Genomic DNA, 13,524 nt, shown 5'->3' with positions numbered 1-13,524 from the left:
ATTGGGCGCCGTGAACGCTCGGAATTGGCGAAGCCAATCCCAACGAAATCAATCGCTTCTCACTTTTACGGCCAAACTTATCCCCGGCGCTAAAACCGCCCCATACTGAACTCATCCCTGTCGCGGGGGAGGGCGTTTGGATCCGGCCCAACGGTCTGCTTGCAGACCGGTCTCTCGCGAGGAGTCACGGCGGCGGGGCTAGGTTGAGCGGGGCCGCGTTCGGCTCCCGGGAGGCTTTGTCTGGTCGTGCGGCTTACTCTTTAGGAGCGCGCACGAGGGGCGGGGTTTCTCGGGATCACGTCGAGCCGCACGGCGCGAGATCGCTCAAGCACGTCCCCTCCCCATCAAGGGGAAGGGGGCTTGCAAACATCGCTCACAACCCAAAGGCGGCCAGCAGCCTGTCGGCCGCCGCCGACGCGGGAACCTCGCCTTGCCGCACTGCCGTCTCCAGCTCAGGAACCAGCGCCGCCACGGCAGGGGCGGTCTTGAAGGCGTCTTCCAGGCGGTCGCGGACCATGGCCCACATCCAGCGGGCGTCCTGGTCGGCGCGGCGCGCGGCGCGGGCGCCGTTGGCGGTCATGACCTCGCGATGGCGCAGAATCTGGGTCCACAGGACATCCAGTCCCTGGCCGGTCAGGCCCGAAGCCGTCAGCACCGGCGGCGTCCAGTGCGGATGGGCGGGGGTCAGGATATGCAGGGCGTTGCGGTAGTCGCGCGCCGAGCGCTCGGCCTTGGCGGGATCGGCGTCGGCCTTGTTGATGACCAGCAGGTCGGCCAGCTCGATCAGGCCCTTCTTGATGCCCTGCAGCTCATCGCCGCCGCCGGGGATCAGCACGGCCAGGAAGATGTCGACCATGTCCGCCACCACCGTCTCGGACTGGCCCACGCCCACGGTCTCGATGATCACCACGTCGAAGCCGGCGGCCTCGCACAGCAGCATCGCCTCGCGGGTCTTGCGCGCCACCCCGCCCAGGGCGCCGCCGGAGGGGGAGGGGCGGATGAAGGCGTTCGGCTGGACGCTCAGCTGCTCCATCCGGGTCTTGTCGCCCAGGATCGAGCCGCCGTGGCGGCCCGACGACGGATCGACGGCCAGCACCGCCACCTTGTTTCCGGCCTCGACCAGATTGCAGCCAAACCGCTCGATCGTGGTCGACTTGCCCGCGCCCGGCACGCCGGTGATCCCGATGCGCTGGGCGCGGCCGGTCAGCGGCATCAGGCGCGAGAGCAGGGTGCGGGCGGCGGTCTGGTGATCGGGTCGGCGGCTCTCGACCAGGGTGATGGCGCGCGCCAGCGCTGCGCGGTCGCCAGCGACCAGGCGTTGCTCCAGGGTGTCGATGTCGAGCGCGGGGTTCACGTCCCCCGATTAGAGGACGACGGCGGTCCCGGAAACCGAAACCATCATCATCGAGCCATTGGGCCCGACGGTGTTGTAATCGAGATCGACCGCGAGGATGGCGTTGGCGCCCAGCTTCTCGGCTTCCTTCACGAGGTTCTTCATGGCGTCGTCGCGGGCGCGGGCCAGGACGCGTTCGTAGGACTTGGAGTGACCGCCGATGAAGTCGCGGATCGCCGCCATCAGGTCCAGAACCACATTCGCGCCCAGGATCGACTGGGCGTAGATTGCGCCTTTGTACGCCTGGACGGGGCGGCCTTCGACAAAGGGCGTCGTCGTGATCAGCATCAGGGAATCCTGGCGAGCAATAGCGTTAACTTAAGCGCAAACGCCGCCTTTCGCGAGGGGCTCCCTCCGCGCGCGAGACTTTCGACGACACTGTTCGCGCAACGCGGGAATCTGGCGCTCCGGCCCTTCCGGCGCGGCCAGGCTTAAGGCAGATTGATCCTGTTTGCCGCCCCCGGAGCCCCTTGGTGATCTTCGCGAAATCGCATGTCGAGCTGCACAACATCCGCGCCAATGTGGAGCGGGTGAAGAAGCTCTCCGACAACGTCGTAGGCGTCGGCCCCTTGGGCGTCGGCCTGGACGGCTTGCTGACCTGGATCCCGGGGGCGGGCGAGCTCTACAGCCTGGGGGCGGGCAGCCTGATCGTCTTCGACGCCGTGCGGGCGCGGGCCGCGCCGATGATTGTCATTCAAATCTGCGCCATCATCCTGATCGATACGGTCGCCGGCTCGATCCCGGTGGCGGGCAAGGCGGTCGACGTGCTGTTCACGGGTCACAAGTGGTCGGCCGACATGTTGACCAAGCACATGGACGACACGATCTATTTTGAAGGGACCCGCAAGGAGGTCCAGGCGACGCAGGAGTATCGCGACCTGCTGGCCCGTATCCAGGCCGGCAAGGAAAAGCGGCGAGTGGTCTTCCTGGGCTAACGGCAACGACAACAGGGACGGAGCGTTCAGCCAAGCATGACCGACGACATCTCCGTTTCCGCCAACTACGCAGACCGTCACGCGGATCGCCGCGCCAAGGCCCATCGCGCCTGGCGCTCGGCGGAGAGCATCAAGGGCCTGTCCGATCGCCTGATCGGGCTGGGACCGTTTGGCCTGGGTCTGGACGGCGTGCTCTCATGGGTGCCCGGCGTCGGGCCGCTCTATAGCGCCGGCGCCGGCGCGTTGCTGGTCTACCACGCCGTCACCGCGGGCGCGTCGATGGCGACCGTCGCCCGGATGCTGGCCTATGTCCTGGCCGACACCGCGACCGATGCGGTGCCGTTCGCGGGCTCGGTCGTCGACATGCTGTTCCCCGGCCACCTGATGGCGGCCAAGGCGCTGCAAAAGGACATCGAGGCCCGCCACGGCCTCCCCGACGACATCGCCCTGGAGCGTTCCAGGAAGAAGCGCGGGCTGTTCCGCAAGAAGAGCGGTTAGGCCTGGGTGTAGCCGAGCTGCCGGTTCAGCTGGTCCAGCAGCTCGATCGCGGCCTCGGCGATGACCGTTCCCGGGGGGAAGATCGCCGCCGCGCCAGCGTCGCGCAGAGCCTGGAAGTCCTGGGGCGGAATGACCCCGCCCACGACCATCAGGATATCGTCGCGACCCTGCTTGGCCAGCTCGGCCTTCAGCTCCGGGGCCAGGGTCAGGTGACCCGCCGCGAGCGAGCTGGCGCCGACCACGTGGACGTCATTCTCGACCGCCTGGCGGGCGGCCTCGGCCGGGGTCTGGAACAGCGGGCCGATGTCGACGTCGAAGCCGAGGTCGGCGAAGGCCGTGGCGATCACCTTCTGGCCGCGATCGTGGCCGTCCTGGCCCATCTTGGCGATCAGGATGCGGGGCCGGCGGCCGTCGGCTTGCTCGAACGCTTCGACCATGGCCTTGGCGCGGGCCGTCGTCGGATCGTTGCCGGCCTCCTTCATATAGACCCCCTGGATCGACTTGATCTCGGCGCGGTGGCGACCGAACACCTTCTCCAGCGCATAGCTGATCTCGCCGACCGTGGCCTTGGCGCGGGCGGCGTCGACCGCCAGGGCCAGCAGGTTCCCATTGCCCCGGGCGCCATCCTCCAGCGCCTTCAGCGCAGCCTCAGTGGCGGCCGGATCACGCTCGGCCTTCAGGCGGGCCAGCTTCTCCAGCTGTTGGGCGCGGACCGCGCCGTTGTCGACCTTCAGAACCGGGATATCGTCGGCCACCTCGGGCTTGTAGCGATTGACGCCGACCACGCTCTGCTTGCCGCTGTCGATCCGGGCCTGGGTGCGGGCGGCGGCCTCCTCGATGCGGAGCTTGGGCAGGCCCTGCTCGATGGCCTTGGCCATGCCGCCCAGCGCCTCGACCTCCTCGATGTGGGCGAGCGCCTTCTGGGCCAGCTCATAGGTCAGGCGCTCGACGTAGTAGCTGCCGCCCCACGGGTCGGCGACGCGGGTCGTGCCGCTCTCCATCTGCAGGAACAGCTGGGTGTTGCGGCTGATCCGGGCCGAGAAGTCGGTCGGCAGGGCCAGGGCTTCATCGAGACTATTGGTGTGCAGGCTCTGGGTCTGGCCGTTCACGGCGGCCATGGCCTCGACGCAGGTGCGGGCGACGTTGTTGAACACGTCCTGAGCGGCCAGCGACCAGCCCGAGGTCTGGCTGTGGGTGCGCAGAGACAGCGAGCGGTCGTCCTTGGGATCGAACTCGCGCTTCATCAGGCGGGCCCACAGCAGGCGCGCGGCGCGCATCTTGGCCACTTCCATGAAGTAGTTCATGCCGATGGCCCAGAAGAACGACAGGCGCGGTGCGAAGGCGTCGATGCTCATGCCCGCCGCCACGCCGGCGCGGGCGTATTCGACCCCGTCGGCCAGGGTGTAGGCCAGCTCCAGGTCGGCCGTCGCCCCGGCCTCCTGCATGTGATAGCCGCTGATCGAGATCGAGTTGAACTTGGGCATGTTCGCCGAGGTGAAGGCGAAGATGTCCGAGATGATCCGCATCGAGGGCGCGGGCGGATAGATGTAGGTGTTCCGCACCATGAACTCTTTGAGGATGTCGTTCTGGATCGTCCCCGAGAGCTTGTCGGGGGAAACGCCCTGTTCCTCCGCTGCAACGATGTAGAGCGCCAGGATCGGCAGCACCGCGCCGTTCATGGTCATCGACACGCTCATCTTGTCGAGCGGGATGCCGCTGAAGAGCGTGCGCATATCCAGGATCGAGTCGATAGCCACGCCGGCCATGCCGACGTCGCCCTTCACCCGCTCGTGGTCGCTGTCATAGCCGCGGTGGGTGGCTAGGTCGAAGGCCACCGACAGGCCCATCTGACCGGCCGCCAGATTGCGGCGATAGAAGGCGTTGGAGTCCTCGGCGGTCGAGAAGCCCGCGTACTGACGCACCGTCCACGGGTTGGTCACGTACATGGTCGGGTAGGGGCCGCGCACGAACGGCGCCACGCCCGGGAACCCGCCGGTGAAGTCGAGGCCATCGACGTCGCTCGCGTCAAAGGCGGGGGCCACGGCGACGCCCTCGGGCGTGTTCCAGGCCTCGCCCTTCGGCGCGGCCGGGGCGGGGACTTCGGCGAAATCGATCTTGGTGAAGTCGGGGAACGTGCTCATGAGCTCAGGCTCCCTCGAAGGCGGCGGCGAAGCGGACGGGCGTCAGGGCCGGGCAATGGCTGTCGGGGCCGGGCAGGCGGACGTCAGGGCCCTGGACGGCGAAGGCGGACGGGTCGGGCGTCTCGACCTCCGGCGGCTTGTCGTCGGCGTTGGGGAAGACGGTGACGCCCAGGATCTTGCGGCTCTTGTCGGCGTAGGCGGCCTCCTGGGCCGTGCGCGTCTTGGCGACAGCGTCAGAGACGAGGCCGCTCTCTAGCGCCTTGATGACCCCGCCGGCGGCTTCGATGGCCTGGAACGACGCCCAGGCCGCGCGGGCCAGCTGGTCGGTCAGGCTGTCGAGGTACCAGGCGCCGCCGGCCGGATCGGCGACGCGGCCCAGATGGCTCTCCTCCATCAGGACGAGCTGGGTGTTGCGGGCCTGGCGGCGGGCGAAGGCGGTGGGCAGGCCGATCGCGTCGGTGAAGGCGTCCAGCACGATGGCGTCCGCGCCGCCGACCGCGCCGGCGAAGCCGGCCGAGGTTAGACGCAGCAGGTTCGTCCAGGCGTCGGCCTTGGCCAGCATGCGCCGCGAGGAGCGGGCCTCAATCGTGGGTGCGACGGTGGCGCCGCACGACTCGGTGAGCCGCGCCCAGATGGCCTTGGCCGCGCGCACCTTGGCGACGCCGGTGAAGTATTCGCCGTCCAGGCTGACGCCTAGGACGATGCGGCTGAACGCCTCGTGGGGCGTCAGGCCCGAACGCACCAGCGCTTTGGCGTAGGCGAGAGCGCTGGCCGTCATCAGGGCCAGTTCCTCGACATTGGAACCGCCCGCCTCGTGCGCGGCGCGGCCGGTGGCCAGGAACAGGCTGGCCTTGGCGTAGGTCGTCGACAGGCGGCTGGCCACCGTCGCGGCGTTGAAGACATGGCTCTCGATCGGGCCGGGGCTGACGCCGGCCTGTGCGAAGGCGGTCAGCGGATCAAGGTGGAAGGCGAGGGGGGCGTTCGGCGCAGCCTTGGCCAGGGTCGCCAGCCAGTCGGCGGCCTTGGGACCCAGGAAGCCCGCGTCCAGCGCGACAGGCGCGAGGTCCAGCAAAACGCCCGACAGGGCCTTGCCGAGGTCTTCGGCCGAGCCGACCGCAACGCCGTTCGCGCCGGTCGGATCGATCTGCAGCAGAACCGAGGCCGCACCGCCTTCCAGGTCGGTCAGCACGTCCTTGGCCGCCCGCGCAGGATCGGGATGCGCCGAGCGCATCCGCAGGTCCCAAGGGCGGTCGGTATCGCGAACGCGAAGATCACGCGCCACGGCGACGCCGTCTTCGGCGGTGTAGAGCGGCTGGACCGTCAGGCCATCCGGCGTCTTGACGGTGAGCGCGTCTCCGAAGCTTTGACCCTTCAGGGTCTTCTCGACCAGGGCCATCCAGCGCGCGCGGGTCGCCGCGTCGCCTTGGGCGCCGAAGTCCTCGGCCAGGGGCGTCATCGCCTCGGTCAAAGCGTCTCTCTCCTGCACTGCAGCATTTTTCTATTTTCGACCGTGATGCGCCCCTGCCGCTACGGCCGTCAAGCCTTGCATCCGGGCCAAACAGTTGTTTAAGCTGATCGCTGATCAGATATTCGGCGTCTCAAGCCGAACTCCAAAGGGGAGCTTCTTCATGGCCCTGCCGCCGATCCTGCGCGACCGCCTGCGCCTTCCGGTCATCGCCTCGCCGCTGTTCATCATCAGCAACCCGGACCTGGTGATCGCCCAGTGCAAGGCGGGCATCGTCGGGTCGTTCCCGTCGCTGAACGCGCGCCCACTGTCTCAGCTCGACGAATGGCTGGCCCGGATCACCGAGGAACTGGCGGCCTGGGACAAGGCCAACCCCGACATGCCGTCGGCGCCGTTCGCGGTGAACCAGATCGTCCACAAGACGAACAACCGCCTCGAAGACGACATCGCCATGTGCGTGAAGTACAAGGTCCCGCTCGTCATCACTTCGCTGGGCGCCCGCGAGGACGTGAACCAGGCGATTCACTCGTATGGCGGCATCACCCTGCATGACGTCATCACCGACCGCTTCGCCCGCAAGGCGATCGAGAAGGGGGCCGATGGCCTGATCCCCGTCGCCGCCGGCGCCGGCGGCCACGCCGGCACGCTGTCGCCGTTCGCGCTGATCCAGGAGATCCGCCAGTGGTTCGACGGCCCGGTGGCGCTGTCCGGCTCGATCGCCTCGGGCCGCTCGATCCTGGCGGCCCAGGCCATGGGCGCGGACCTGGCCTATGTCGGCTCGGCCTTCATCGCCACGAAGGAGGCCAATGCGGTCGAGGGCTACAAGCAGATGATTGTCGACAGCAAAGCTGACGACATTCTGTATTCGAACCTCTTCACCGGCGTTCATGGCAACTACCTGCGGCCTTCGGTCATCAATGCGGGCCTGGATCCCGACAATCTGCCGGAAAGCGATCCGTCGAAGATGAACTTCGGCTCGGGCGGCAACCAGGAAGCCAAGGCCTGGCGCGACATCTGGGGCTGCGGCCAGGGCATCGGCGCCATCGACAACGTCCTGACCGCCGGCGAACTCGTCGCCAAGTTCGCGGCGGAGTATGAGCAAGCCAAGGCCGAGTTGGCTGCGAAAACCGCCTTTACTGCCGGAAAACACTTGGCTTTCGCCGCCGAGTAGGCGGGTGGATCATGGGGACGGAGCTGGCTCCGTCCCCGCGCGTCACGGCGGCCCGATGCTTGGAGCGGATTTAAACCCCGCTCTTGGAGCCGCCCATGTTCGACGATGTCACGCCCCGCCTTGGCCTGCCCTACGTGGTCGCCGCCCAGGCGCAAAAGCATATCCCCATCAATGAAAGCCTCGCCAGGCTGGACGGCCTCGTTCAGTTGGCGGTCGAAAGCCGCCTGGTCGCGGCGCAGCCTGCCAGTCCTGTCGCCGGCGGCGTCTGGATCCTGCCCGTCGCCGCCTCTGGCTCGGCATGGACGGGGCAGCCGGCCGGAACCCTGATGCGCTTCGAGGCCGGCGCCTGGGAGCCGCTTGCTCCTGCCGAAGGTGTCCTCGCCTGGGTCAAGGACGAGAACCAGATCGTCGCGTTCGATGGCGCGGCCTGGACGCCGCTGTCGGCGACGTTCCGAAGCACGGTCGCCGCAGCCTCACCCGGTCTCGCCAATACGCGGCTGGAACTCCTGGAAGAGGAGTTGACGCTGTCAGGCGCCTCGACCCCGACCACCATCGCCATCCCGAACCGCGCCATCGTGTTGGCCGTTTCGACGCGAACCACGGTCGCGATCACCGGAGCGGCCGCCTATGACTGCGGCGTCGCGGGCGAGGCCAGCAAGTTCGGCGGCTCGCTGGGCGTGGCCAAGAATTCCAGCAATGTCGGGGTCGTCGGGCCGACGGCCTACTATGCCGACACGCCCGTGGTGCTGACGGCGGTCGGCGGAAGCTTCGTCGGCGGCAAGGTGCGCGTGGCCATCCACGTCCTGCGCTTCGACGCGCCGGCCTCTGTCTGAACCCTCCCCCTTGATGGGGGAGGGCAGGGTGGGGGTGATCTACGGCCTATGTGGCTGACCGGCCGCATCACCCCCATCCCCGACCCTTCCCCCATGAAGGGGGAAGGGAGATTGACCTGATCCTCTTCAACCGCTAAACGCCGCCCACCTTTGGGGAGTAGCCGCCCGCGCCTATCAGCGGGCCCCGCCGTCAACACACTTGGTCTTCTGGATCATGGCGCGGGGAAGGGAAGCGGACTTGCAGCTTCCTTGGCGAGACCAATGGCGCCGATCGTCATCCGGGCCGGGTGGGGTATCGACGCTATTGGCATGCGCCCGGCCCGAGGATTGTTTTCATGGAAAGCCTGCTCGTCTCGACCCTCGTCGTGGCCATCGCCGAGATCGGCGACAAGACCCAGCTTCTGGCCATCATCCTAGCCACACGGTTCAAAAAGCCGATCCCGATCATCATGGGCATCCTGGTGGCGACCCTCGCCAACCACGCCCTGGCCGCTACGGCGGGCTACTGGGTGTCGGACTTCCTGAGCGGAGTTTGGTTCAGGTGGGCGATCGCCATCTCGTTCATCGCCATGGCCGCCTGGGCGCTAATCCCCGACAAGGCCGATGACGAGGATGCGCCTAGCGCGGGTCGCTACGGCGTGTTCCTGACCACCACGATCGCCTTCTTCCTGGTCGAAATGGGCGACAAGACTCAGATCGCCACCGTCGCCCTGGGGGCCAAGTTCCATTCGATCGGCTGGGTAGCCGCCGGCACCACCCTGGGCATGATGCTGGCTAACGTCCCAGCCGTATATCTCGGCGAGGCGGCGACCAAGGTGGTGCCGCTGAAGTATGTCCGCATCGGTGCGGCGGTGATCTTCCTGCTGCTGGGCCTGTGGCAGGCGGCGGAGTTGCTGGGGGTCTTGAAGTAGGCGCCTACAACCTCGTCATCCCGGGCGGCCGGGATGACGAGATGAAGGATGGCGGGTAAGGGAGGAGCACGAAGGGAGTCCAGCCATCTCATGACCGCCACCGACCAAACCGCGCGCGGCTGGGAGTTCTGGATCGACCGAGGCGGCACCTTCACCGACATCGTCGCGCGTCGGCCCGATGGTTCGCTGGTGACCCACAAACTGCTGTCGGAAAATCCCGAGCACTATGCCGACGCCGCCGTGGCGGGTGTCCGAGCGCTACTGCCTGACGGCGCGCGCATCGACGCGGTGAAGATGGGAACGACCGTCGCCACCAACGCCCTCCTGGAGCGCAAAGGCGAGCCGACGGTCCTGGCCATCACCAAGGGGCATGCGGACGCCCTGCGGATCGGTTACCAGGCGCGGCCTAAACTGTTTGAACGCCATATCGTCAAGCCTGAGGCGCTCTACGACCGCGTCGTCCAGATCGACGAGCGGGTGAGCGTCGAAGGCCAGGTGCTCCGTCCGTTGGACGAAGACGCTGCGCGGCGCGACCTGCAAGCCGCCTACGACGCCGGGTTCCGCGCCGTGGCGATCGTGCTGCTGCACGGCTTCCGCTTCACCAATCACGAGGCGCGGGTCGCGGTGATCGCGCGCGAGATCGGCTTTTCCCAGGTTTCGGTCAGTCACGAGGTCAGCCCGCTGATGAAGCTGGTCGGGCGGGGCGACACCACGGTGGTCGACGCCTATCTGTCGCCGATCCTGCGGCGCTATGTCGACCAGGTCGCGGGCGCGCTGGGCCACGACACGCGGCTGCTGTTCATGCAGTCGAACGGTGGTCTGACCGATGCCCGGGCTTTCCGGGGCAAGGACGCCATCCTCTCCGGACCGGCGGGGGGCGTGGTCGGCATGGCGCGGACGGCGGCCGAGGCGGGGTTCGACCGGGTGATCGGTTTCGACATGGGCGGCACCTCGACCGATGTCTGCCACTATGCCGGCGAGTACGAGCGGGCTTTCGAGACCGTCGTGGCGGGCGTGCGGATGCGCGCGCCAATGATGAACATCCACACCGTGGCGGCGGGCGGCGGTTCGATCTGCAGCTTCGACGGCGCGCGGCTGCGGGTAGGGCCGGCCTCGGCCGGCGCGGTTCCGGGGCCGGCGGCCTATCGCCGGGGCGGGCCGCTGACCGTCACCGACTGCAACGTCATGCTGGGCAAGCTGCGGCCCGAGTTCTTCCCGAAGGTGTTTGGGCCGAGCGCCGACCAGCCGCTCGACGTCGAGGCTGTCACGCGCGGTTTCGAGGCGCTGGCGGCGCAAATTGCTACGGCGACCAGCCGCGTGATGACCCCGCAGGAGGTCGCCGAGGGCTTCGTCACCATCGCCGTCGAGAACATGGCCAAGGCCGTGCGACAGATCTCGATCCAGCGGGGCTATGACGTCACCCGCTATGTCCTGGCCTGTTTCGGTGGGGCGGGCGGGCAGCACGCATGCCTGGTGGCCGACGCCTTGGGCATGACCAAGGTCATGATCCACCCCTTCGCCGGGGTGCTTTCGGCCTACGGCATGGGGCTGGCGGACCTGCGGCTGATCCGCGAGGAGACGGTTGAGCGACCTCTGGACGAGGCCGATGATCTGGCCGAGCGCGCCGGACGCCTCGCCGCCGAGGCGGAAGCCGCGCTGCGCGCGCAGGATGTTCCGCTGGCGTCGCTGGAGACCGTGGCCAGCCTGCGGGTCAAGTACGCTGGCACGGACACGCCGCTGGTCACGCTGCTTGATGACCGCGTCCGCGAGACCTTCGAAGAGCTCCACCAGCGTCGCTTTGGCTTCACCTCGCCGACGACGCCACTGGTGGTCGAAACCCTGTCGGTAGAGGCGATCGGTCACCCGAACTCCGGGGCGCGTCCTAGCTTTGGCGGCGAGGCTCGCTGCGCCGAGCCGGTGGCCCTGGCGACGGTCGAGGTCCGGATGGCTGGCGAGGTCCGTCTGACGCCGGTGTTCGACCGTGAAGCGCTGGCGGTCGGCGCCGAGGTCCCAGGGCCCGCGATCATCCGCGAAGCTACGGGCACCACCGTGGTCGAACCCGGCTGGCGCGCGACCGTCGATGCTCATCTGAACCTGGTGCTTGAGCGGGTCGTCGCCCTGCCGAGCCGCAAGGCCATCGGCACGGATGCCGATCCGGTGATGCTGGAGGTGTTCAACAACCTCTTCATGGCCGTGGCCGAGGAGATGGGTTTCGCGCTGCAGAACACCGCCTATTCGGTGAACATCAAGGAGCGCCTCGACTTCTCGTGCGCGCTGTTCGATCGCGATGGAAACCTGATCGCCAACGCCCCGCACATGCCCGTGCACCTGGGCTCGATGGGCGACAGCGTGCGGGCGATCCGTGAGGCGCGGCGGGACGATGGTCGAGGCATGCTGCCCGGCGACGTCTATATGCTGAACGCGCCCTATAATGGGGGCACGCACCTGCCGGATGTGACCGTTGTCATGCCGGTGTTTGGCGCGGAGGGCGCGCTCCGCTTCTACGTCGCCGCACGCGGTCACCAGGGCGATATCGGCGGGATCACGCCGGGCTCCATGCCGCCCAGCAGCCGCACCGTCGAGGAAGAGGGGGTTCTGATCGAGAACTTCCTGCTGGTCGAAGGCGGCCGCTTCCGTGAGGCCGAGACGCGGGCGCTGTTGGCTTCGGGCCGCTGGCCGGCGCGCAATCCGGATCAGAACATCGGCGACCTAAAGGCCCAGATCGCGGCCTGCGCGCGGGGCGCCGAGGCCCTGACCGGGATGGTCGACGAATTCGGCATGGACGTGGTTGAAGCCTACATGGCGCATGTCCAAGACAACGCCGAAGAGGCCGTCCGCCGCGTGCTGGCGACGATGAAGAGCGGCGCCTTCGCCTATGAACTGGATGACGGCTCGGTGGTGAAGGTCGCGATCACGGTCGACCAAGCCGCCCGCACCGCGCGCGTCGACTTTACGGGCACCAGCGATCAGGTCCCGACCAACTTCAACGCCCCGGCCTCGATCTGCCGGGCGGCGGCGCTCTATGTCTTCCGCACGCTGGTCGACGACGAAATCCCGATGAACGACGGCTGCCTGCGGCCGGTCGAGCTGGTGATCCCCGAGGGCTCGATGCTGCGCCCGCGCTATCCGGCGGCGGTGGTGGCGGGCAATGTCGAGACCAGCCAGGTGGTGGTCGACGCCCTCTATGGCGCCCTGGGCGTCATGGCGGCGGCGCAAGGCACGATGAATAATTTCACGTTCGGCGATGATCGCCGACAGTACTACGAGACCATTTGCGGCGGCTCGGGCGCAGGGCCTGACTTCGTCGGGACCGATGCGGTTCAGACCCACATGACCAATAGCCGCCTGACCGATCCCGAGGTTTTGGAAGCGCGCTATCCCGTGCTGGTCCAGGCCTTTTCGATCCGGCGCGGCTCGGGTGGGGCGGGCGCGAACCGGGGCGGTGACGGCGTGGTTCGCAAGATCGGCTTCCGCGAACCCATGACCGCAACCCTGTTGTCGAACCGCCGCCGGGTGGCGCCGTTCGGGCTGCAGGGTGGGGCGGCCGGGGCTCTGGGATCTGCGCGGGTCGAGCGCGCCGATGGTCAGGTTCAAGCCCTGGGCGCAACCGACCTCGTAGCGGTGACGCCGGGCGATGTGATTGTCATCGAAACGCCGGGCGGCGGGGGTTGGGGGAAGGCGTGATGGCGCGGGCGGCGGTTCTCTTTGTTTGCATGGGCAATATCTGTCGTTCTCCCCTGGCCGAGGGCGCGTTTCGCGCGGAGGCCGAGCGGCTGGGACTGGACGTCACCGCCGACAGCGCCGGCACCGGCGGTTGGCACAAGGGCGAGGCTCCAGACGCGCGCGCGATCGCCGTGGCGCGTCGCAATGGCGTCGACATCAGCGGCCTGCGCGCCCGTCAGATTCGACCCGACGACTTCAGGACCTTCGCCCACATCTACGCGCTGGATCACGACAACCTGCGCGGCCTTCTGAACGTCGCCCCGGCTGACGCAACCGCCGATGTGGGGTTGCTGATGAACCTGGTGGACGGCCACGCGGGGCGTGCGGTCATCGATCCCTACTACGGGACCGACGCCGGCTTCGACGTGACCTGGAACGATGTCGTCATGGCCGCCCAGGCCCTGGCGCGACGCCTGATCGACGAGGGCTGGACTCGGGCCAGCGAGTGACGCTC

The 13,524-nt window shown here is 68.0% G+C and carries 11 protein-coding genes, 1 pseudogene and 1 riboswitch; of the genes and pseudogenes, 8 read left to right on the top strand and 4 right to left on the bottom strand.

What is annotated here, in order from left to right; genetic code table 11:
- Position 1: 1 nt before the first annotated feature.
- A pseudogene (locus tag CSW63_RS16930) lies at positions 2-221 on the top strand (hypothetical protein); the annotation flags it as partial.
- A 152-nt stretch (positions 222-373) separates the two neighbouring features.
- Here the strand turns inward: CSW63_RS16930 and meaB are convergent.
- Both meaB and CSW63_RS16920 read right to left on the bottom strand, forming a co-directional pair.
- Positions 374-1,354: a methylmalonyl Co-A mutase-associated GTPase MeaB gene (gene meaB, locus CSW63_RS16925; protein WP_062093495.1), complete on the bottom strand. Its 981-nt coding sequence runs from the start codon at positions 1,352-1,354 to the stop codon at positions 374-376.
- A gap of 9 nt (positions 1,355-1,363) precedes the next feature.
- On the bottom strand, positions 1,364-1,681 hold the full coding sequence (locus CSW63_RS16920; RefSeq protein WP_062093496.1) for a YbjQ family protein: 318 nt from the start codon (positions 1,679-1,681) through the stop codon (positions 1,364-1,366).
- A gap of 182 nt (positions 1,682-1,863) precedes the next feature.
- Between CSW63_RS16920 and CSW63_RS16915 the strand changes: the two genes are divergently transcribed.
- Together CSW63_RS16915 and CSW63_RS16910 are read left to right on the top strand one after the other, a co-directional pair.
- Positions 1,864-2,328 carry a DUF4112 domain-containing protein gene (locus CSW63_RS16915; RefSeq protein ID WP_082749293.1) on the top strand — a complete coding sequence of 155 codons (465 nt, stop codon included), beginning with the start codon at positions 1,864-1,866 and terminating at the stop codon, positions 2,326-2,328.
- Positions 2,329-2,364: 36 nt separating this feature from the next.
- A complete protein-coding gene (locus tag CSW63_RS16910) occupies positions 2,365-2,826 on the top strand; it encodes a DUF4112 domain-containing protein (RefSeq protein WP_062093497.1) in 462 nt (153 codons plus the stop codon).
- Here the strand turns inward: CSW63_RS16910 and scpA are convergent.
- Positions 2,823-4,967 carry a methylmalonyl-CoA mutase gene (gene scpA, locus CSW63_RS16905; RefSeq protein ID WP_062093498.1) on the bottom strand — a complete coding sequence of 715 codons (2,145 nt, stop codon included), beginning with the start codon at positions 4,965-4,967 and terminating at the stop codon, positions 2,823-2,825. The two genes, CSW63_RS16910 and scpA, sit on opposite strands and share 4 nt — an antisense overlap.
- 4 nt (positions 4,968-4,971) lie before the next feature.
- Positions 4,972-6,423: a methylmalonyl-CoA mutase subunit beta gene (locus CSW63_RS16900; RefSeq protein WP_062093527.1), complete on the bottom strand. Its 1,452-nt coding sequence runs from the start codon at positions 6,421-6,423 to the stop codon at positions 4,972-4,974.
- Positions 6,424-6,595: 172 nt separating this feature from the next.
- Here CSW63_RS16900 and CSW63_RS16895 point away from each other — a divergent pair, with 172 nt between their 5' ends.
- The 5 genes from CSW63_RS16895 to CSW63_RS16875 all read left to right on the top strand — a co-directional run bounded on the left by CSW63_RS16895 (position 6,596) and on the right by CSW63_RS16875 (position 13,519).
- Positions 6,596-7,603 (top strand): nitronate monooxygenase family protein, encoded by a 1,008-nt coding sequence (locus CSW63_RS16895; protein WP_062093499.1) that lies wholly within the window; start codon positions 6,596-6,598, stop codon positions 7,601-7,603.
- Positions 7,604-7,698: 95 nt separating this feature from the next.
- Positions 7,699-8,436: a DUF2793 domain-containing protein gene (locus tag CSW63_RS16890; protein ID WP_062093500.1), complete on the top strand. Its 738-nt coding sequence runs from the start codon at positions 7,699-7,701 to the stop codon at positions 8,434-8,436.
- Between the two features lie 140 nt (positions 8,437-8,576).
- Positions 8,577-8,686, top strand: a riboswitch (yybP-ykoY riboswitch).
- An 85-nt stretch (positions 8,687-8,771) separates the two neighbouring features.
- Complete coding sequence (locus CSW63_RS16885; RefSeq protein ID WP_099503226.1) at positions 8,772-9,347, top strand: TMEM165/GDT1 family protein; 576 nt, start codon at positions 8,772-8,774, stop codon at positions 9,345-9,347.
- 90 nt (positions 9,348-9,437) lie between these two features.
- Positions 9,438-13,031, top strand: a complete 3,594-nt coding sequence (locus tag CSW63_RS16880; protein ID WP_062093502.1) for a hydantoinase B/oxoprolinase family protein — start codon at positions 9,438-9,440, stop codon at positions 13,029-13,031.
- Complete coding sequence (locus tag CSW63_RS16875) at positions 13,016-13,519, top strand: low molecular weight protein-tyrosine-phosphatase (RefSeq protein ID WP_062093503.1); 504 nt, start codon at positions 13,016-13,018, stop codon at positions 13,517-13,519. The genes CSW63_RS16880 and CSW63_RS16875 overlap by 16 nt, the downstream gene beginning before the upstream one ends.
- Positions 13,520-13,524 lie beyond the last annotated feature (5 nt).

This window comes from Caulobacter sp. FWC26 (assembly GCF_002742645.2).
GTDB lineage: Bacteria > Pseudomonadota > Alphaproteobacteria > Caulobacterales > Caulobacteraceae > Caulobacter.
The sequence above is the reverse complement of the archived record's forward strand: the minus strand, read 5'-3'. Positions and strand labels throughout refer to the sequence as shown.

Bases quoted from the DNA above. Each gene is read 5' to 3' on its own strand.
- CSW63_RS16895 (WP_062093499.1), top strand. From the start codon at position 6,596: ATGGCCCTGCCGCCGATCCTGCGCGACCGCCTGCGCCTTCCGGTCATC.
- CSW63_RS16920 (WP_062093496.1), bottom strand. From the start codon at position 1,681: ATGCTGATCACGACGACGCCCTTTGTCGAAGGCCGCCCCGTCCAGGCG.
- CSW63_RS16900 (WP_062093527.1), bottom strand. From the start codon at position 6,423: ATGACGCCCCTGGCCGAGGACTTCGGCGCCCAAGGCGACGCGGCGACC.
- CSW63_RS16885 (WP_099503226.1), top strand. From the start codon at position 8,772: ATGGAAAGCCTGCTCGTCTCGACCCTCGTCGTGGCCATCGCCGAGATC.
- scpA (WP_062093498.1), bottom strand. From the start codon at position 4,967: ATGAGCACGTTCCCCGACTTCACCAAGATCGATTTCGCCGAAGTCCCC.
- CSW63_RS16890 (WP_062093500.1), top strand. From the start codon at position 7,699: ATGTTCGACGATGTCACGCCCCGCCTTGGCCTGCCCTACGTGGTCGCC.
- CSW63_RS16880 (WP_062093502.1), top strand. From the start codon at position 9,438: ATGACCGCCACCGACCAAACCGCGCGCGGCTGGGAGTTCTGGATCGAC.
- CSW63_RS16910 (WP_062093497.1), top strand. From the start codon at position 2,365: ATGACCGACGACATCTCCGTTTCCGCCAACTACGCAGACCGTCACGCG.